We start from the raw sequence: 18739 nt of genomic DNA, 5'->3' as shown, positions 1-18739 counted from the left end.
CGGCTGATTCCCGCGGGCCGGCGTCCTCACGTCAGGGGCCGCAGCCGGGACGGGGTGCGCGAGGGCGTCGAGGCGCGGGCCGGGGTCAGGGCGGGTTCGGTGGCCGGGACCAGCGCGCTGCCCGCCTGCCACGCCTGCCAGTCGAGGTTCCAGTCGCCGAAGCCGTTGTCGAACGGAGTCATCGGCTCGCCGCCGCTGTTGACCACCTCCACGAGGTCGCCCTTGCGCACCGTGTCGAAGAACCAGGCGGCGTCCGCGGTGCTCATCCCCGTACAGCCGTGGCTGACGTTCTCCTCGCCCTGCGCGTCGACCGACCAGGGGGCGGCGTGCACGTACTCGCCGCTCCACGTCACGCGGGTCGCGTAGAGCACCGGCAGGTCGTAGAACTCGGTCGTGCCGCGCTTGATGCCGACGGTGTCCCCGCGCATCCGGACCTTGGCCTCCTTGCCCAGTACGACCTTGACCCCGCTGCGGGTCAGGAACCCGGCCTTCCCGGTGGTGACCGGGATCGTACGCAGGACCCGGCCGTTGCGGCGGACCGTCATCTCGTGGGCGGCGGAGTCGGTCACCGCCTCGACCCTGTCCCCGATGGTGAGTTCCAGCGGACTCGACGGGCCGCCGTACGTGTGGTCGCCGAGCTCCACCCCGTCGAGTCCGCTGCTCACGTGCACCACGGTGTGCGCCGGCCAGTAGGCGCGCGGGCGGTAGTGCAGGGTGGAGTCGTCCACCCAGTGCCACGAGCCCTCGACCGCCGGCTCGGAGGTCACCTGCAGCGCGCGTTCCAGCCGGGCCCTGGCCGTCCGGTCCTCGGCCGGGACCGGCTGGCTGAGGGAGGCCGTCACGATCTGGCCCGCCCCGTAGATCCCGGGCTCCGGCCCGAACTCCACCGTGAGCCGGCCGTGTTCCCCGGGCGGCGCGGTCCGGAAGGCCATGGTCACCCCGACCGGGGTCCCGGCGGCGTCCTGGGCGGCGACGCGGACGGTGTACAGCTCACCGGCCCGCAGCGGTTCGGTGTTGGTCCAGCGGTGGTCGACGGCGCCCAGCGCGCCGCCCACGTAACGCCCGTGCCCGTCCTGGACGGTCACGTGGGTGAGCCGGCCCGGGTCGGCGAGGGCGAGTTCGAGGGGGCCGCCGGCATCCGTGGGCAGCGCGACCGCCTGCGCCTCTCGTACGGAGTCCCGGGCCGAGGAGTCGCGCACCACCGCACCGGCGCCGCGCGTCGTGGCCAGGACGCGCTGCTGCCGCAATCCGCCGCAGGGACCGGCCCGGAAGGTCTCCACCGCGCAGGGGCCGCCGGCGCCGTCCTCCGCGCCGTCCTCCGCGCCGTCCTCCGAGCCCCCGGTGTCCAGGACCCTGCTCACCACCAGCGTCACGGAGGCTTCGGGGCTGTCGTCGGTGTGGTGCGCGGTGGCCGGCGCCGCGGCGGCCACGAGAGCCGTCCCGACCACCGCGCCGACGGCACTCCACACCTTGTTCACTCGTCGCCTTCGTGCACGGTGTGTCGATGACTTCCTCATGCGGCCCTCCCAGATCGCCACGGCCGGATGGCAGCATCAGAACGATTTCAAGGCAGGATGATGATCATGACTCAGGCTGATGCGGCCGAACGGGCGCCCAAGAGAACCCGTACGGCGCAAGCCGGGCTGCGCCGAACGGCCCGTCACCCCAAGGCGTCGAGCCGTCCGCCCCGCGTCGCGAGCGGCCCCGCTCCGTTCGGCGCGGATCAGCCGCGACGAGGGGCATCTGGCCGGAAATCGCCGGTGGGCCGATCCGCGTGGGAACCGATCGTGTGCATCTCGCCTCAAGATCTTTCGTAGGCTCAGAGCCGCTGTCCGTCCGCGGGGTTGACCACCTCCGACGGCAAGTTCCCTTGTGCTGCCCTCTTTACCGCAACGATCGATTCGAGGAATCCGTGCGCCTGTCCGTTGAACGACGCCTGACCGTCAGTGCCGCGCTGCTCGCCGTGGTGGCAGGTCTCGCACCTGCCGCCACGGCCTACGCCGCGCCGGCGACTGCGCCCGCCGCCCCGGCCGCCCAGCAGGTGGCGCCCGACCTGGAGGGCCTGTCGCAGGTGCTGCAGAAGACCCTGGCCGCCGGCGCGCCCGGCGCCATGGCCCGCTTCACCGGCCCGGGCGGGGTCGAGACCAGGGTGGCGGGCGTCCAGGACAGGACCACGGGCGCGGCGATGGACCCCAACGCCCGGTTCCGGATCGGCAGTGTCACCAAGACGTTCTCCAGCGTCGTCCTGCTCCAGCTGGTGGACGAGGGCAAGATCAGCCTGGACGCCCCGGTCAACCGCTACCTGCCCGGCCTGCTGCCCGACGACCGCATCACGGTGCGCCACCTGCTCAGCCACCGCAGCGGGCTGTCGGACTACACGAACGCCATGTTCGCGGACACCGTGCCGGGCTTCGAGGCCGTGCGCAACAAGGTGTTCAGCTACCAGGAGCTCCTCAACCTCTCCCTCGCCGAACCGCGGACGACCCAGCCGGGCGCCGCGTACAGCTACTCCAACACGAACTTCGTCGTGGTCGGGATGCTCATCGAGAAGATGACCGGCCGTCCCGTCGCCAAGGAGTACGAGCGCCGCATCATCAAGCCGCTGGGGCTGCGCAACACCTCGTACGTACACCCCTCGACGGCCATCAAGGGCCCGCACGTCAACGGCTACCTCCACCCGGACCAGGAGGGCGCCCCGCTGGTCGACTCCACCGAGCAGACGGTGTCCTGGGCCCAGTCCGCCGGTGCGATGATCTCGACCCAGGCCGACCTGAGCACCTTCATGTCCGCGCTGCTCCGCGGCAGGCTGCTGAGCGCGACCCAGCTGAACGCCATGACCACCGTGACCCCCACCGACACCACGAACACCCGGTTCTACGGGCTGGGCCTGCGCCGGTACGACCTCTCCTGCGGGACGTCGGTGTACGGCCACACCGGCACGGTGCAGGGCTTCTACACCTACACCTTCACCACCCGTGACGGCAGCCGCAGCCTCTCCGCCATGGCCAACACCTCGAACCGGGGCGGCGCCAACACGGCCCTGGGCGGAACGCTCGAAGCCGCCTTCTGCGGTAAGCCCGCGACGGCCCCGGCGGCGAAGGCGCGCGGCGCCGCGGTGGCCCCGGCCGAGGCGGACCTGCCGGAGCGGCGCTGACACCACCCCGGCGCGGCGCCACAGCGGCACCCCCGCCGCGGCGCCGCGCCGGCCCGCCCGGACCCGCCTACTCCGGCAGACCGAGGACCGTGAGGATCACGGCCGCGGGCGGCAGCAGCGCGCACCAGGCCCCGATCCGGCGCGCCTTGACGTACCGCGGGTGATGCGGGAGGAGCCAGCCGAGGAAGAGCAGCACGGGGGTGAGCGTGAAGCTCGCGAACAGGCCCACGCTGACGATCGCGAGGGCGCTGTCCAGGGCGCGGGAGCAGTGGTCGGGGCCGCAGCTGTCGGCGGCCATCGGTGCGAGGCCGCCGAAGAGCATCGCGACGGGGAGCAGGAGGACCGCGAGGACCGTCGCCCATATGGGCGTCCAGACGGTGGCCTCGTCGGCGGGAGCGTCGTTCATGGGGCCATTGAACGTATCCGCGGGCCGCGCCGCCTCCGCTTCCCTACTCAGATCATGTACTCAGATCCGGCCCCGGGGCCGGCGCCACCACGAGGAGATCCGGTCGGTGCTCGCTCCGCAGGGGCGGGCGGCCGGGCAGGCCTCCTGACCCCCTCGCCCGTCACCGGGGCTGCGCTCGGGGCGGGTCCGTCTCATCGGGCGCGGCGGTGACGAGGGCGAGGAGCCCGGGGAAGCGCTGTTCGAGGTCGGCGCGCCGCAGCGTGGCCATCCGGCTGTTGCCCCGGTCGACCTGCCGGATCAGGCCCGCCTCGCGCAGCGCCCGGAAGTGGTGCGTGAGGGTGGCCTTGGACACCGGCAGGCCGAACGAGCTGCACGTGCGGGCCGTCCCGTCCGGTGCGGCGGCGAGCTCGCGTACGACGCGGCGGCGCGAGGGGTCGGCCAGTGCGGCGAGCACCGGCCCGAGCTGCATTTCCTCGACGGCGGGATGACCTTCGCTGTCCGGCATCCGGGCAACTCCTCTCAGGTACGGCTTGCATCATACCTCCCGGGGTTGCTAGCGTCCCCTAGGTACGAGAAATCCCGTACCTAGGGCGCTGCTGCCCGACACGACCGGAGGAACTCCCATGCCCGAGCCCGCACCGACCCAGCCCTTCACCCTCGTGGGCACCGCCCGGCCCAAGCCCGAGCGCGCGGGCGAGCTGAAGGAACTGCTGCTGTCCTTCGTCGAACCGACCCGCGCCGAGCCCGGCTGCCTGGAGTACCACTTCCACGAGGCGCGCGACGAGCCGGGCGTGTTCGTCTTCTACGAGGCCTGGCGCTCCGAAGCCGATCTCGACGCCCACCTCGCCCTGCCGCACATGCGCGACTTCTGGGAGCGGCGGATGGAGTACCTCCGGTCCGACCTGGAGATCCGCTTCCTGACGATGCACAGCCCCTACGGGGGCCACGGCGCGCGCTGACACCGGGCGCCCGCGGAGCACGCGCACGCGGCCCGCCCGAGGGATGCTGGGTGTAGGTCCCGACGAGGGAGGCGACGCGATGGAGAACGACGAGGTCTCGCGGTTCCTGAGGGCGCTGAGCCCGGACCGCCGCGAAGAGGTCCGGCAGCAGCCGACCGAGCGGCAGCGGAAGCTGGCGGCCGCCTGGGAGACCGAGCTGCGCGACGACCACCAGCTCGACATCCTGTCCGAGCTGTCCCCGCCCGCGGCCGAGAGCGAAGCGGCCAGACGGGTCGTCGAGGGCAACCGGGGCTGATCCCCGAGGTCAACCGGGGCCGAGTCCCGTCCTGCCGTTCAGGTGCCGGTCAGCAGGGTTCCGGTGCCGGGGCGGTGTCGAGGACGGCGTCGAGGACGGTGTGCGGGTCCAGATCGCGCAGGATCAGGGCGTGCGCCACCCGGCTGAGCCCCTGCCTGTGCAGGCTGCCGTAGGTGTGCATGGCCCGGCGGGCTTCGCGGGGTGCGAGGGATCCGATGGTGGCCAGCATCCCGGTCGCGGTGTCGACGGCGGCCTTCGCGGCGAGGGCGGCCTGGGTGTGGGTGACGATGTCGGCCGGCCGGGGCGGGTCGGCCCTCCAGGAGACCAGTTCCTTGATCGTCACGTCGGCCAGGCACTGCGCCAGGGCGGCCTCCGGCCCGGTCAGCGGGGTGCCGGTGCGGGTGAGCAGGCTCAGCGAGCCGACCTTCTGGTGCCGGATGCGCAGCGGCAGGGCGTGAGCACCCTGATAGCCCGCCGCCCGGGCGAGTGCGGCGAATTCCGGCCAGGTATCGGTACGGGCGGCGAGGTCGGGAGCGTGCACCGCCTCGCCCAGGCGGAAGCTGTCGCTGTACGGACCCTCGCCCGAGGCCGCCTGGAACATCTCCGCGGCCTCGGGCCGGTCGTCGGTGAGGGCCGCCGCGCGCAGGCGGCCGCGCACGGTGGCGAGCATGACGCACGCGGCATCGGCCGAGGTGAGCGTGACGCAGATGTCGGCGAGCCGGTCCAGCAGGGTCAGGGGGTCGACATCGTCGGCAAGGGTGTCGGTGAGGCTGACGAACGCCTCGGCGAGCTGCTGTTCGCGGGTCATTGCCGATCTCACCGTTTCCCTCGTGCGGCCGCTGGCGGGGCCGCCTGGTCAGGAAGCCGCGCCGTTCCCGCGCGGACCTCGTGGCCGCTCTCCACCCCGTCCGGGCGCGCTGCCGCGTGTCCGGACGGGCCTTCCCGGGTGCGCCGTGCAAGCAGGCCCGGGGATCATCCTTGCCTACGATCACGCCGCAGGCCGGGTGCCACTCGCACGACGCGGACGTCGGCTGTCCCGGCCCCGGCCCCCGCGTGCGGTCGCCCGGCGCGGGCCCGGACCTGACGGACGGTGGCGCGGTAACTGGTCCGCGCGCAGCCCGCGGGCGTAGGTTCGCCGTCGTTGCCCACCACCCCCTGCGACCGACGAGGTTCTTCGTTGACAGTGATCCGCGCCGCCCGTCCGGACGAGCTGCCGGCCCTGGTCGAGCATCCCGATGACGCCGTGCGCAACGCCGGCACCCGGGAGTACCTGGACCGGCTCCTCACCACGCGATGCACCCGCCCCGAGTGGTGCCTGGTCGCCGAGGACGAGGACGGGCTCCTGACCGGCAGCGCCGTGCTGTGGACCCTGCCCGGCCACGAGGTGCCCCTGGCCGTGGTGCTGTACGAGGCCCCCGCGGACTCGCCCGACACCGCAACCGCCCTGCTGGACGCCGCCGCCGAGCGGGCCCGCGCGCTCGGCGCGTCCGAGCTGGAGCACGTCGTCGACTCACCTGCCCAGGCCCCGCAGTTCCAGCGCGACCCGGAGCGCCGGGGCGAGCTGTTGCGGCGGGCAGGCTTCCAGGCGGTCCGCGACGGGCGTCGCTTCAGCCTCCAGGTCCCCGCGCAACTGCCCGCCGACGACCCGCGGCTCACCTTCCGCTCGCTCGCCGACCTCGGGCCGGGCCCGTTCGTAGAGCTCCTGGAAGAACTCCTCGCGGACACCGCGGACGCCCGCCTCGCCGAGGACGTACGACGGCTCGGGCCGCGGCGCGCGGCCGAGGAGCTGTTCGAGGAGACGGCCGAACTGCGGCACGAGCCCGGCTGGTGGGAGATCGGCTACGACGCCGACGGCACCCCGGCCGTCATCAGCCTGCCCGCGGAGAATCCCAGCGTGCCCGTGATCGGCTTCGTCGGGGTCGCGCCGGCCCACCGGGGCAAGGGGTACGCCGCCTCGGTCGTCGTCCGTGGCACGCGGATCCTCGCGGCCCACGGCGCCCGGGAGATCCGGGGCGACTGCGACGCGGGCAACACCGCGATGGTCAAGGCCTTCCGGAACGCCGGATTCGAGAACTTCGCGGACCGGCTGGAGTTCAGCCGGACCCTGTGACCTCGCCGGCGGGACCCGCGACCGCGTCAGCGCCGCAGCACCTTGCGGGACAGCAGGTTGCCGAGCAACTGCGCCGCCTGGACGAGGACGATCAGGATCAGCACCGTCACCACCATCACCGAGGTGTCGAAGCGCAGATAGCCGTACGTCATCGCCAGGTTGCCCACGCCGCCGCCACCGACGGTCCCGGCCACCGCCGAGAAGTCGATCAGGGCGACGAGCATGAAGGTCAGACCGAGGACGAGCGGCCCCAGGGCCTCGGGCACGAGGACCGTGAGCAGGATGCGCAGCGGGCTCGCACCCATCGACCGGGCCGCTTCGATCACGCCCGGCTCGACGGAGAGCAGATTGGACTCCACGATCCGGGCGACTCCGAAGGTCGCGACGACCGTCATCGGGAAGATCGCCGCGTTCGTTCCGATCATCGTGCCGACGACACCGCGCGTGACGGGCGCGAGGGCGACGATCGCGATGATGAACGGGACGGGCCGGATGACGTTGATGAACGCCCCCAGGACCGCGTGCACGACGCGGTTGGGCAGTACGCCGCCCTTGCGCGTCGCGTACAGGGCGAGGCCCACCGCGAGGCCGCTCACCGTGGAGAGCGCCAGCGTGATCAGGACCATGTAGACCGTCTCGCCGGTCGCGTCGACGACCTTGGGCCAGAACGTGCTCCAGTCGGCCTTCATCGGGCACCCGCTTCCGTGCGCGCCGGGCCGAGGAGTGCGGCCGCCACGGCCTCGACCGCCCGGTCGGGTCCCCGTAGTTCGAGGGTCACGCTTCCCAGTGGGCGGCCCCGCACCTCTGCGACACCGCCGTGGACGAGCGTGAAGTCGACGCCGTGGTCGCGCAGGAGCGCCGAGAGTCCGTCCATGACGGGGGCGCCGTCCACGACCGGGACGGTCACCAGACGGCCCGGGTGGCGGGCGCCGAGCCGTTCCAGGAGCGCGGCGTCGGGCTCGGCGTAGAGGGCGGAACGCACGAAGGCGGCCGTGGTCGGGTGGCTCGGGCGCGCGAAGACCTCGTACACCTCGCCGCTCTCGACGACCTTGCCGTCCTCCATGACGGCGACGCGGTCGCACAGGGTGCGTACGACCTCCATCTCGTGGGTGATCAGGAGGGTGGTGACGCCCAGTTCGCGGTTGACGCGGCGCAGCAGCGCGAGCACCTCGCCGGTCGTCTGGGGATCGAGTGCGGAGGTCGCCTCGTCGCACAGCAGGACCTTCGGGCGGGTGGCCAGAGCGCGGGCGATGCCGACGCGCTGGCGCTGACCGCCGGAGAGCTGCTCGGGGTAGCGCTTGCCGTGTCCCGCGAGGCCGACGAAGTCCAGGGTCTCCTCGGCGCGCTGCCGGGCGGCGGCGCGGTCCATGCCCGCGAGGCGCAGCGGGTAGAGCACGTTGCCGAGTACGGTGCGCGAGCGGAAGAGGTTGAACTGCTGGAAGATCATGCCGATCTCCCGCCGGATGGGGCGCAGTTGACGCTCGCCGAGGGTGGCGAGGTCGTGGCCGTCGACGAGCACGCTGCCGGCGGTGGGCTCCTCCAGGCCGTTGACCAGGCGCAGCAGGGTGGACTTCCCCGCGCCGCTGTGGCCGACCACCCCGAAGACCGTGCCCGCCTCCACGGACAGGCTGACGCCGTCGACGGCACGCGAACCGCCGGGGAACTCCTTGTGTACGTCGCGCAGTTCGACGGTGGCGGTCATCGCCCCAGCTGCTTCTGGATCCGGGCCACCTCGGCCTGCAGGTCGGCGGCGGGCAGCTCGACGTGGTGCGCGGTGCCGTTGCTGGTGCGGCGCACCTCGTCCTGTACGGCCTGCGAGCCGTACAGCTTGATGATCTTCTGGTAGTCCGCGTCGTCCTTCCGGTCCGCGCGTGCGGCGATGACGTTGAGGTACGGGACGGACTGGGGGCTGGTCGGGTCGTCCTTGAACAGCGCGGTCTTGGCGTCGATCCCGGCGAGTTCGGCGACCCCGTCGTTGATGATCGCGGCGTCGGCGTCCTTGAGGGTGCGGGGGGTCTGCTGGGCGTTCACCGGGGTGATCTTGATGTGCTTCGGATTGGCGGTGATGTCGTCCGGGGTGGCGAAGAGCCCCGCTTCCTTGCGGAGTTCGATGACCTTGGCCTGCTCCAGCACGCGCAGGCCGCGGCCCTGGTTGGCGGGGTCGTTGGGCAGCGCGATCTCGGCGCGGTCGGGGAGGTCGGAGAGCTGCTTGTGCTTGCTGGAGTACAGGCCGAGCGGGACCACGGTGGTCGCGGCGATGGGGGCGATGTCGGTCTTGTTCTCGGTGTTCGACTGGGCGAGGAAGACCAGGTGCTGGAAGGCGTTGAGTTCGATGTCACCGGCGCTGAGCGCCTTGTTGGGCAGCGAGTAGTCGTCGAAGACGACCGTCTCCACGGTGAGCCCCTCCTTCTCGGCCTCCTTGGCGAGGACGTCCCACTCCGGGGAGTCGCCGGAGACGCCCACGCGGATCCGCTTCCCGTCGGAATCGCCGAGTCCGCAGCCCGAGAGGAGGAGTGCGAGGGCGGTGGCGGTGGAGGCGGCGGCGATCGCGGTGCGCCGGCGGGGCAGTGCAGAGAACATGGCGGGTTCCGTAACCAGAAGAAAGGGATTGGATGAGGATTCCTCTGGATCGTAGATCGTTAGCGCGTCTTCATCTGGCTATGAAAGGTCATGTTCACGACTCTGCAATGAATGCAAGGTGCACTCGTCGGACGTCGTCCCCACTTACACGGCGGCCCCCGGCACCTTCTTCCCGTTCACCTGGAACTGACCGCCCGTACGGCGTGCCGGGCGCGGGGGCTCAGCTGCGGGAGCGGCCGAAGAACTCGACCTCCGCCACCGCGACCTGGCGGTCCGGGCCGCTCCCGTAGGCCGAGCGCAGGACGATCCGTACGGACACCGTGTCCCGGTTGCGGATGTCGATGCGCTGGACCCCGCCGTCGTCGAGGGTCCTGCGCACCGTGCGGGCGCGGCCGGCCGAGTCGGTGACGAGGAGGTCGATTTCCTGCGGGCGCGCCTGGTCGGCGGCCTGGCCGGGGCGCTTGGAGGTGCCCGGCGTGACGAGTACCGCCAGGAGGTCGGTGGGCTGGGCGAAATCGGCCTGGAGGTGCTGGCCGCCGGAGTCGCCCGCGTACCCCGTGCCCCACCAGGTGTTGGAGTAGTTGTCGAAGGCCAGCTCGGGACCGTGCCCCTCGGCGGAGTGCGAGGCGCTCCAGCCGGTCGGCCGGACCGAGACCCGTTTGGCGAAGTGGTCCTGGACCGCCCGGGCGGCCGGCGGCCCGCCGATCACCCCGCCCACGGCCACCAGGACCAGCCCCGACACCACCACGGCCCGTACGATCCACCGCCGCCGTTCCCGGCGCAGCGCCGGCCGCTGCCCCGCGAACGGGGCCGCCCCGGGCTCCGCGCGCCGGTCCGTCAGCGCCGTGGCGCAGTCGCGGCAGAACACCCGCCGCGGCGGGTTCGGGGCGCCGCACGCCGGGCAGGGCGGCCCCTGCGGCACGGCCGCGGCCGGCTGCGGAGCGCGCACCCGCGGGCGGGCGGCCTCGGGCCGGCCGGGCAGGACGGTACCGGGGTGGCCGCCGGGCTCCGGCGGGGAGTCGGCCGCGGCCGGGACCGGTACCAACAGGGCGCGGGCGGCAGCGGAGGCGTCGGGCCCCGAGGCGCCGGGTCCCGAGGCGTCCGCCCCGACGGCAGCGCTGCCGCCGTCGGATTCGGTGTCCGCTTCGGTGTCGGCCGTGCCCGTGTCCGCCGCATCCGTGCTCTGACGGGCCCCGGCTTCGGGTTGCCCGCCCGGCACCACCGGCAGTGGCGCGGTGGCCGCCTCGGCCGGATCCGGGGCGTCGCGCGCGGTGCTGCTCACCTCCCAGCGCAGGAAGGCACCGCACGAATCGCAGAAGGACTGGCCCGTCGTACGCGAGGGCGCGGCGCACTCGGGGCAGGGAGCGGTCCCGGTTTCGGGCATGGTGGTCAGTTCCCTTCCGGAACGGAGAAGCGGGAGGAGTCGGCGGGGCCGTCGGCGACGACCTCGGCCGTGAACGGCAGATGCGCGGGCCGCGCCGCCGCGACCACGGCGTGCAACCGGTGCGCGTCCGCCGGGCCCGGACCGCGCAGCCGTACGCGGACGTGCAGCGCGGCGCGCGGTGCGCCGGGGAACGGCCCGAGCGGCTTCGCCGACCAGGCGGCGCCGCCGCTCTCGCTGATCTCCGGCGGTACTCCGAAGGAGAGCCGCACCGCCTCGGACAGCCCGCCGCGCGTACCGCGCAACCGGTGCAGCGCCGCAGCGGTCGCCACCGCGTGACGGCGCACCTCCAGCGGTTCCCCGCCGGAGAGTTCCGCGCCCACCCAGCCGGCGAGCCAGTCGACGAAGTCGGCCGGGGCCAGCGCCGGGTCGAAGTACGCCTCCAGGCAGTCGAGCACGTTGAAGACCGGCGCCAGCATCGCGTCGAGCCCGGTGACGAAGCGCTGCGCGAGGTCGTCGTCCGCGTACACGGCGGGCAGCGCCGCACCCAGCGGGTGCGAGGACCCCAGCCCCTCCAGCGCACCCCGGGCGCCCGCAGCGGCGCCGCTCACCGGGCCTCGATGACGCGCACACGGTGGTCGAAGGGGAACAGCAGGGCGGACGGCCCCAGATCGACCCGGTCCGTCGAGTCCCCGCGCCTCCCGGTCAGCGGGTCGGCCGGGTGCAGCAGGACCTCGTCGACCAGCTCCACCCCCGGCACCCGCTGGAGCGCCGCGAACACCTCGCCCGACCGCAGCGACCGGCCGAACGGCCAGCCCTGCCCGTGGGCCCCGCCCGTCAGCGGATCCAGGTACGAGTACAGCGCGTCCAGCGCCTCCTCCCTCACCCGCTCCGCGGTCGCCGCGCGGTAGCAGTGCACGGTGGCCACCACCGTCACGCCCTGGTAGAACGGCGGCCCGACGGCCAGACGGGTGCCCAGCGGCCGCCGCTCGTCGAGGAACCCGGTGATCCGGGCCAGGAGTTCGTCACCCGGAACCAGCTGCTCGAACCGCAGCCGGCCGCCCCGGTCCGTCACCGCCTGCGGGACCACCAGCACCCGTACCGCGTTCTCGCCGTCCGCCGCGTCCGCACCGGCGGCCAGACACTGGATCCGGGCCGCCTCAGGCGCGGCCCGCCGGGTCAGTTCCTCGTAGTCCCGCGCCGTCACCGCCCGCTCCTGCGCCCGCAGCGCGATCGGCGCCCGCACCCGGGCCTCGTCCACCGTTTCCCCGTCCACCCCGCCCCGGGCCGCCTCGCGGTTCTCGACCCGGGCGATGTACGGGATGGAGCTGCGCAGCACCTGGATCGCGCCCCGGGCGACGTTCCCACCGCGGCCGCCGCCCACCCCGTACCGGGCCGCCCGTACCGCCGCGCCCTTCGCGGGCACGGCCCCGAACTGACGCAGCGAGCCGTCCGGTTCCCGTACCGCCGGGCCGAAGGCGATCTCCCCGGTCGTCGCGTCCAGCGTGAAGTGCCGGTCCCCGGGACCGGACGCCGAGAAGTCCGGCACGCTCCGCCACCGCTGCCAGCCCTCGCCGTCCGAGACCTCCGACACGTCCAGCAGTACCTCGCCCACCACCGGTACGTGCGACAGCCGCACCCGGTGCCCCGGTACGCCCTCGGCCTCGCCCAGCGGCTCGTCCCGTACGAATTCGGCGTGCGCGGCGGTGACCGTACCGCCGATGGTGAACGCCTCGGCGTCCCGGACCGTCGGCGACGAGGCGTAGAACGGCTGCCCGGGCAGCGCCGCCGTCACCCGGCAGCGCACCCAGCCCGCCTCCAGCCCGCCCAGCCGGGACACGAGGTGCCCGCCGGGCAGGTGCAGCACGACCTCGCCCGGCCGGTTCAGCCCGCCCGTGGAGTCGCGGGACACCTCGCAGCGCGTCCAGCCGTCCGGGGTCCACGCCTCCCACACCAGCGGCGGCTGCCTCGGGTCCACGCCCACCCCGTCGACCCTGCTGTCCACGCGCAACACCACCGCGCAGCCGGGAACGGCCGCCGACAGACCGAACAACAGCAGGTCCCCCGGCTGCGGAAGCGCGGCGAACACCGGCACGTCCACCCCGGCACGCACCTCCTGCGAACGGTCGACGGGCGCACCCCCGGAGCCCTGGCTGAGCAGGTGCGAGAGCTCGCACGGCACCAGCGTCAGATCCCGCTCCGTGGCGAACACCACCGCCTCGTCGGTCTCCGTACGGCCGGTCGCCACCTCGGTCCCGGCCGGCAGGGCCACCGGCTCCGGCTGGGGCGCCGCCAGCCAGAAGGTCACGGGCGCGCGCGCCGCCGACGGCGGGAAGAGGGTGATGCCCAGCAGGTCGAGGAAGGCCAGCTGGTTCTTCTCCGGGACCCGGTTGAGGCGGTAGACGAGCTGATCGGCCATGTGCGCCACGGCCTCGATCAGGGTGACCCCGGGATCGGAGACGTTGTGGTCGCTCCATTCGGGGCAGCGCTGCTGGATGTAGCGCTTGGCGTCGTCGACGAACTGCTGGAAGTGCCGGTCGTCGAGCCGGGGTGCGGGCAGGGCCATCAGTGTCGTTCGCTTTCGCTGGAAGCGGGTCCGCCGGGCGGGTCAGCCTCGGAGACCTCGGCGGGAATCACGTAGAAGGGGAAGACGAGGCTGCGCGGATTGCTGGTGCCGCGCACCGAGTACCGCACGTCGATGTGCAGCACCGCCGGGTCGTCCGGGGCCGGCGTCACCGTCACCTCGCGCACCTCGATGCGCGGCTCCCAGCGGTCGAGCGCGCTGCGCACCTCGTAGCGGATCCGCCCGGCCGTCGCGTCGTTGGCCGGCGCGAAGACCAGGTCGTGCACCGCGCAGCCGAATTCGGGCCGCATCGGGCGCTCGCCGGGAGCCGTCGCCAGGACCAGGCGCATGGCCTCCTCGACCTCGCGGTCGCGGCGGGCCAGCGCGATGGAACCGCCCGGATCGATCCGCATGGGGAAGGCCCAGCCCGCCCCGACGAAGTGCTCGCTCACCTTTTGAATCCCTCACAGTTCCTCGGTGGACCGCCCCTGCCGGCGTCGTACCGCCGGTCCGCCGGTCCGGCGGTACGTCCGGGGAGCCGGTCCGGTCAGAAGGGCAGCCCGTTGCGGGTCGTGACACCCATCAGCGACACCGTCGCGGCCGTGATCCCGACATTGCCGAGCGCCTGGATGCCGACCCGTCCGGTGGTCTCCAGGTCCACGCCGAGCCGCGCCTTCACATCCATCCCCAGACCCGCCTTGAGATGCAGTCCGGCGCCCGCGCTCAGATTCAGCGCACCGGTCGCCGACAGCGTCAGATCACCCCCGGAATCCACCGTCACCCCTCGGGCCCCGTGGATGGTGACCTTGCCGTCACTGGTGATGGTCAGGGTCGTCCGCGCCTCGTCCAGCTGCACGGTCAACGCCCCGTCCCCGGTGCGCAGCCGGATGCCGCTGGCCGCGCGGGCCGCCCCCGACCGTTCCAGGAACTCCACCGTGTGGCCGCTGCGCGCCGTCAGCGCACGCCAGTTGACCTTCCCGCCCGTCGGGTCGACCGCCGCGATCCCGTCGGGCTCGCGGGTCGCCTTGTCGACCCCGTTGTAGAGCCCGGCCAGTACGTACGGATGCTCCAGGGAGCCCCGGTCGAAGGCGCACAGCACCTCGTCGTTGACGTCCGGCAGCAGCAGCCCGCCACCCCCGACACCGCCGAACTGCGCGACCCGGCACCAGCCGCTCTCGTACGTGTCCGAGAGCCAGGGGAAGCGCAGCCGCACCCGGCCCAGGCCCAGCGGATCCTTGACGTTGGTCACCAGTGCCACCGCCACACCCGGCAGCGGAGCCGCGGGCTCGGCGCCGCCGCCACCGCCCGAGGCCAGACCGTACAGGGAGCGGAACTGCCGCCCCGACACGGTCAGCCAGGTGGTGTACGGCCGCCCCGACGCGAAGACGTGCCGGACCCCGGTCGCCGTGTACTTGCCCTCGAACGGGAACCCCGCCCCCTTCACCGCCACCGGCCGGCCCGGGGCCAGCCCGGGATTGCCGGTGACCGCCACCTCCAGCTCCGCGAAGGACCCCGCCACATCGTCGGCGAGGGCCCGCGCGGCATGGGTGACCTCCGAGGGCGTCGTGTACGGAACCCGGGTCGCGTCCAGGTCCGAAGCCCCGAACGGCGCGGAGAGCCGGTCCGGCGAGAGGTCGGCCAGGATGTCCGGGCTGCTGCCGGCCGGCGCCGGGGTGGCCAGCGGCCGCTTGGTGAGCATGTCCCAGCCGCGCACGGTCACCTGCCGCACCTGCCCGGCGGAGGTCAGCGCGATCCGGCTCTGCAGGGTGTTGTGCCCGAACTCCAGGACGTACGGGCTCTGCAGCGCCGGGGTGGTGTCGGAGGGGGCGCCCGAAGCCGGTGCCAGCGCCGCGAAGTCGAGCCTGCCCTCGGCGTCGAAGGAGAGCCGGACGTCGTTCTCCGCCGCCAGCCGGGACAGGTAGTCCCAGTCGGTGATCCCGGGCTGCGTCGCCAGCTCGTACACCGTGGGCGTGGCGTCGACGCGCCCCAGCGCGAGCCCGCACTGCCCCGCCAGCCGGCGCACGATGTCCGAGGCCGTCATCTGCGGATATCCCGCGACCCTGCGGTTGCGCAGCAGCCGGTGGCCGGGATCGTAGCCGCGCAGCACCAGATGGCGGCCCGCGCCCGGTTCGGCGTCCACCTCCAGCGCGGTGACCTCCCCGGTGATCAGCGGCTCGCCGCGGATTCCGTCGGCGAAGGGGCTGAGCACCGCCTTCGAGCCGACGGCGAGCTGCGGATACATCCGGGTGAGGGTGCCGTCGGCGTCGTGGAAGGTCAGCTGGAAGGCGGACGGTACGTTCACGCTCGCGTCCACCCACCCCTCCGTGAGCCGCAGGGCGAGCGGATCGGGGAGCACGGAGCCGCCCAGCTGCACGTGCAGGAGGGTGGTGAAGGTGTTCTCGCTCATGCCGCACGCTCCGACCCGGCGGGCAGCAGGAGTTCGGTGCCGGGACGCAACCGCATCGGGTCGTCGATGCCGTTCGCCTCGGCGATCACCCGCCAGCGGGTCGGATCCCCGTACTCCCGCCAGGCCAGCGACGCGAGGGTGTCACCGGCCACCGTGCGGTGGACGCGCCGCGCGGAGAGGGCGCCCGAGGTCGGGTTCTGGCGCTTGGTCTCGCTCGGTATCTCGGTCAGGGAGAGCGAGCACGTGGCGCGCAGCGGGGTGCCGTTCGGGCTGAACAGGGTGTAGGTCGCGTTCGCGCTCGTCACGTACGCCGTGAGCTGCACGGTGCTGAACGATCCCCACGAGAACCTCACCCAAGGCGGCGACGGGGCCTGCGAGGCGACGCTCTGTTCGGTCACCTCGCAGCAGGACAGCAGGAGTTCGACCTGCGTCTGCACGGTGTTCGCGCCGGGTGTGCCCGAGGCGTCGAGGAACACGTCGACGTGCAGCCGCGCCGGATCCGCGCCGGTGAACTTCGGCGGGGTGCCCCGGTTGTACGCGACGGCCGGCTCGGAGATCCACTGCGCGGAGCGGGACAGCTGCAACTGCCGGGGGTTGAACTGGAACCGGGCCTCGCCGATCAGCCCGCCGATCGCGCCGCCGAGCCGGGTCGGCGGCTGGTGGACGGCGAGCGAGGCCCGCGACAGCCCGGCCGCGGCCCGGCCGCCCGTGGGAGCCGGCATCTCAGACACCTCCGGCGTCGGTGAACCCGTGGTGCGCGATCTCCAGGGTCTCGGTGGCGACGGAGGGGCTGGCCGGGTTCAGCGTCGGCCCAGTCCAGCGCACCGGGAGCACCTCGACCAGGCCCCACTGGGCGACCACGGAGCCGTCGGCGCGCAGGGCGGCGATCTGGGCGGTGGGGCGGGTGATGCCCGTGGAGAGGGAGGAGATCCAGGCGGCGACCCGGGCGGTGTCGGCGGTGAGGGGGCGGGTGAGACGGATGGTGGAGAAGGTGACGCGGGTGGGCAGCTGCCAGACGAAGCCGTTGTTGCCGCCCTCCTGGTGCTGCTCGATCTCGACCTGGGAGGAGAGCCCGTCGCAGCCGTTGAACAGCCCGAGGTTCTGGCCGTCGATGCTGAGCTTGAAGAAGACGGTGGAGCCGGGGTCGGGGGGCGTGGGCATGCGGGACTCTCTGTTCGGGGCGGCGGGCCGGGTGCGGGGGCGGCGCGGGTGCGGGGGCGGATTTCGGGGGGCGGGTCGGTCAGCGGTCGCGGAGGCGGCCGATGCGTTCGCGGTCCCCGCGGAGTTCCGCGCGGAGCAGGCGGGAGAGCGGAGCCACCAGCCGCCGGGCGAGGGCGTCGATCTCGGCCTGGGGAGCGGGGGTCGGGGTGGTCAGGGGCGCGGGCGGCGGGTTGGCCGGGGCCGGCTGCACGGGGACGGGGGCGGGGAGTGGCACCTGCGCCGGGGGTGTGGGCGCGGGTGTGGGCGCGGCCCGCTGCACCGGCAGGGGCGTTGGCGTCGGCGTCGGAGTTGGCGTCGGCGAGGGCCGGGACATCGGCGGAGCCGGTACGGACGCGGGCGCGGGCGGCGCCTGTCGGCCGAGGCGGGCCACCGGAAGCGGCTCGGACCCGGTCGGCCCGGTCGAGGCCCGCCGCAGCACGGCCGGGCCGGAGAGAGGAGCCGCGCCGGCGGCATCCGGCGCCGGACCCGCGGGGGTGAGCGCCCGTCCGGACGCCAGCGGGACCGGTGCGGCCGGAGCCAGGGCCGCTGCCCGCTGGACCCGGGGCGCGGGGATCCGTACGGAAGGCAGCGGCTGTGCCGGCGCGGCAACGAGTTTGGGCGCAGGCGGGGGCGGAGGCGGGGGCGTCGTGACCGGCTCCGGCGGCGAGGGGGCCGCCACCGGAGCCGGAGCAGGGGTGATCGGAGCACCGATCAACGGGCGCCGCCCCCTGGCCGGCGGCTGCGCGGACGCGGCCCGCTGGACCCGGCGGACGAGCGGGCGCTGGGTCCCCGTACCCACCGTTGGGGGAACAGTGGGTACGGGGACGTCTGTGGGTCCCGGAACGGGAGCGATTGCCCCGACGGGCCAGATCTGCCGCTCGGGCACCGGCGGACGGGGCGCGGAGAGCAGCGCGGGAGCGGGGCCGCCTGCGGCGGGCTCCACTGCGGCCCGGGCCCGTACGACGGGCACGGGCGCGGCGCCGCGCGGGCTCCCGGCGGACCGTTGCACGGGACGGGGTGACGCAGCGGCCGGACTGCCCTCGGCAGGACCACGCGAACCCGGCACGGACTCCGCGACCCCCTGCCCGCCACGCGCTCCGGAGGCCGCCTGACGCGGCGGAGCCGAGGCCCCTTGCGGCGCGGCGGGGGCGGGGGGCGTGGTGGCGTACGGGTCCGGCCGGCCGGGGTGCGGCTGAGGGGCGGCAGCTTCCATGGCTCGCGGGGCGGTCCCGAAGGCACTGGTCCCGGCGGCGGGGGGCGTCGTGACGCGGGGGCTTGCGGGCAACGCGGCGGGCCGAACCGGCTCGACGGGCGCAGCCGGGATGTCCGCGGGGCGCGCCGGGGCGGGACCTGCGGATCGCTGGACGGCTGCGCCGGGGGATTGCGGTGCGACGGGCGTAGCCGGGATGTCCGTCGGGTGTGCCGGGGCTGGACCTGCGGATCGCTGCAGGGTTGCGCCGGGGGATTGCGGTGCGACGGGCGTAGCCGGGATGTCCGTCGGGCGTGCCGGGGCCTTGCCTGCCGGCCGCTGCACGGCTGCGCCGGGGGACTGCCGTGCGGGTGCCGGGGCGGGTGCGGGCGTCACGACCTTCGGAGTTGCGTTCGCCGCCGCTGCCGGGGTCGCGGACGCGCCCGCACTCGGCTGCGGGCCCGCCGCTCGCGGGGTTTCCCCGGCGGATGCCAC

The 18739-nt window shown here is 73.9% G+C and carries 19 protein-coding genes; 4 read left to right on the top strand and 15 right to left on the bottom strand.

The window, feature by feature from the left end:
• Positions 1 to 26: 26 nt before the first annotated feature.
• Complete coding sequence (locus ACZ4TG_RS10145) at positions 27 to 1247, bottom strand: L,D-transpeptidase (RefSeq protein ID WP_468161472.1); 1221 nt, start codon at positions 1245 to 1247, stop codon at positions 27 to 29.
• Positions 1248 to 1912: 665 nt separating this feature from the next.
• Here ACZ4TG_RS10145 and ACZ4TG_RS10140 point away from each other — a divergent pair.
• A complete protein-coding gene (locus tag ACZ4TG_RS10140; protein WP_468161172.1) occupies positions 1913 to 3154 on the top strand; it encodes a serine hydrolase domain-containing protein in 1242 nt (413 codons plus the stop codon).
• Between the two features lie 67 nt (positions 3155 to 3221).
• Here ACZ4TG_RS10140 and ACZ4TG_RS10135 read toward each other — a convergent pair whose 3' ends face one another.
• The gene (locus ACZ4TG_RS10135) at positions 3222 to 3611 is read right to left on the bottom strand and encodes a YIP1 family protein (RefSeq protein ID WP_468161470.1); all 390 of its coding nucleotides are present in this window, start codon (positions 3609 to 3611) and stop codon (positions 3222 to 3224) included.
• Between the two features lie 109 nt (positions 3612 to 3720).
• Positions 3721 to 4065: an ArsR/SmtB family transcription factor gene (locus tag ACZ4TG_RS10130; protein ID WP_468161171.1), complete on the bottom strand. Its 345-nt coding sequence runs from the start codon at positions 4063 to 4065 to the stop codon at positions 3721 to 3723.
• A 118-nt stretch (positions 4066 to 4183) separates the two neighbouring features.
• Between ACZ4TG_RS10130 and ACZ4TG_RS10125 the strand changes: the two genes are divergently transcribed.
• Both ACZ4TG_RS10125 and ACZ4TG_RS10120 read left to right on the top strand, forming a co-directional pair.
• Positions 4184 to 4519, top strand: a complete 336-nt coding sequence (locus tag ACZ4TG_RS10125) for a putative quinol monooxygenase (protein ID WP_468161170.1) — start codon at positions 4184 to 4186, stop codon at positions 4517 to 4519.
• Between the two features lie 79 nt (positions 4520 to 4598).
• Positions 4599 to 4814, top strand: a complete 216-nt coding sequence (locus ACZ4TG_RS10120; protein WP_468161168.1) for a hypothetical protein — start codon at positions 4599 to 4601, stop codon at positions 4812 to 4814.
• Between the two features lie 49 nt (positions 4815 to 4863).
• Here ACZ4TG_RS10120 and ACZ4TG_RS10115 read toward each other — a convergent pair whose 3' ends face one another.
• Positions 4864 to 5622, bottom strand: coding sequence for a GAF domain-containing protein (locus tag ACZ4TG_RS10115; RefSeq protein WP_468161167.1), 759 nt, complete (start codon positions 5620 to 5622; stop codon positions 4864 to 4866).
• Between the two features lie 375 nt (positions 5623 to 5997).
• On the opposite strand from ACZ4TG_RS10115, the gene ACZ4TG_RS10110 reads away from it, so the two are divergent.
• A complete protein-coding gene (locus ACZ4TG_RS10110; protein WP_468161468.1) occupies positions 5998 to 6924 on the top strand; it encodes a GNAT family N-acetyltransferase in 927 nt (308 codons plus the stop codon).
• A gap of 26 nt (positions 6925 to 6950) precedes the next feature.
• Here ACZ4TG_RS10110 and ACZ4TG_RS10105 read toward each other — a convergent pair whose 3' ends face one another.
• The 11 genes from ACZ4TG_RS10105 to ACZ4TG_RS10055 form a co-directional block, all read right to left on the bottom strand.
• Complete coding sequence (locus ACZ4TG_RS10105; RefSeq protein WP_468161166.1) at positions 6951 to 7613, bottom strand: methionine ABC transporter permease; 663 nt, start codon at positions 7611 to 7613, stop codon at positions 6951 to 6953.
• Positions 7610 to 8626: a methionine ABC transporter ATP-binding protein gene (locus ACZ4TG_RS10100; protein ID WP_468161165.1), complete on the bottom strand. Its 1017-nt coding sequence runs from the start codon at positions 8624 to 8626 to the stop codon at positions 7610 to 7612. Before ACZ4TG_RS10100 ends, ACZ4TG_RS10105 begins: the two co-directional genes overlap by 4 nt.
• Positions 8623 to 9504: a MetQ/NlpA family ABC transporter substrate-binding protein gene (locus ACZ4TG_RS10095; RefSeq protein ID WP_468161164.1), complete on the bottom strand. Its 882-nt coding sequence runs from the start codon at positions 9502 to 9504 to the stop codon at positions 8623 to 8625. The genes ACZ4TG_RS10100 and ACZ4TG_RS10095 overlap by 4 nt, the downstream gene beginning before the upstream one ends.
• Positions 9505 to 9724: 220 nt before the next feature.
• Positions 9725 to 10888, bottom strand: coding sequence for an NADase-type glycan-binding domain-containing protein (locus ACZ4TG_RS10090; protein ID WP_468161163.1), 1164 nt, complete (start codon positions 10886 to 10888; stop codon positions 9725 to 9727).
• A gap of 5 nt (positions 10889 to 10893) precedes the next feature.
• Positions 10894 to 11496, bottom strand: coding sequence for a phage tail protein (locus ACZ4TG_RS10085; RefSeq protein WP_468161162.1), 603 nt, complete (start codon positions 11494 to 11496; stop codon positions 10894 to 10896).
• Positions 11493 to 13451 carry a putative baseplate assembly protein gene (locus ACZ4TG_RS10080; protein WP_468161161.1) on the bottom strand — a complete coding sequence of 653 codons (1959 nt, stop codon included), beginning with the start codon at positions 13449 to 13451 and terminating at the stop codon, positions 11493 to 11495. The genes ACZ4TG_RS10085 and ACZ4TG_RS10080 overlap by 4 nt, the downstream gene beginning before the upstream one ends.
• Positions 13451 to 13900 carry a GPW/gp25 family protein gene (locus ACZ4TG_RS10075; RefSeq protein ID WP_468161160.1) on the bottom strand — a complete coding sequence of 150 codons (450 nt, stop codon included), beginning with the start codon at positions 13898 to 13900 and terminating at the stop codon, positions 13451 to 13453. The genes ACZ4TG_RS10080 and ACZ4TG_RS10075 overlap by 1 nt, the downstream gene beginning before the upstream one ends.
• A gap of 95 nt (positions 13901 to 13995) precedes the next feature.
• Positions 13996 to 15855 (bottom strand): VgrG-related protein, encoded by a 1860-nt coding sequence (locus ACZ4TG_RS10070; protein ID WP_468161159.1) that lies wholly within the window; start codon positions 15853 to 15855, stop codon positions 13996 to 13998.
• Positions 15852 to 16577, bottom strand: a complete 726-nt coding sequence (locus tag ACZ4TG_RS10065) for a CIS tube protein (RefSeq protein WP_468161158.1) — start codon at positions 16575 to 16577, stop codon at positions 15852 to 15854. The genes ACZ4TG_RS10070 and ACZ4TG_RS10065 overlap by 4 nt, the downstream gene beginning before the upstream one ends.
• 1 nt (position 16578) lies before the next feature.
• On the bottom strand, positions 16579 to 17016 hold the full coding sequence (locus ACZ4TG_RS10060; RefSeq protein WP_468161157.1) for a phage tail protein: 438 nt from the start codon (positions 17014 to 17016) through the stop codon (positions 16579 to 16581).
• Between the two features lie 79 nt (positions 17017 to 17095).
• Positions 17096 to 17290 (bottom strand): hypothetical protein, encoded by a 195-nt coding sequence (locus tag ACZ4TG_RS10055; RefSeq protein WP_468161156.1) that lies wholly within the window; start codon positions 17288 to 17290, stop codon positions 17096 to 17098.
• Positions 17291 to 18739 lie beyond the last annotated feature (1449 nt).

This window comes from Streptomyces sp. NPDC028314 (assembly GCF_055565795.1).
This window is presented reverse-complemented; position numbering and strand designations above follow the sequence as displayed.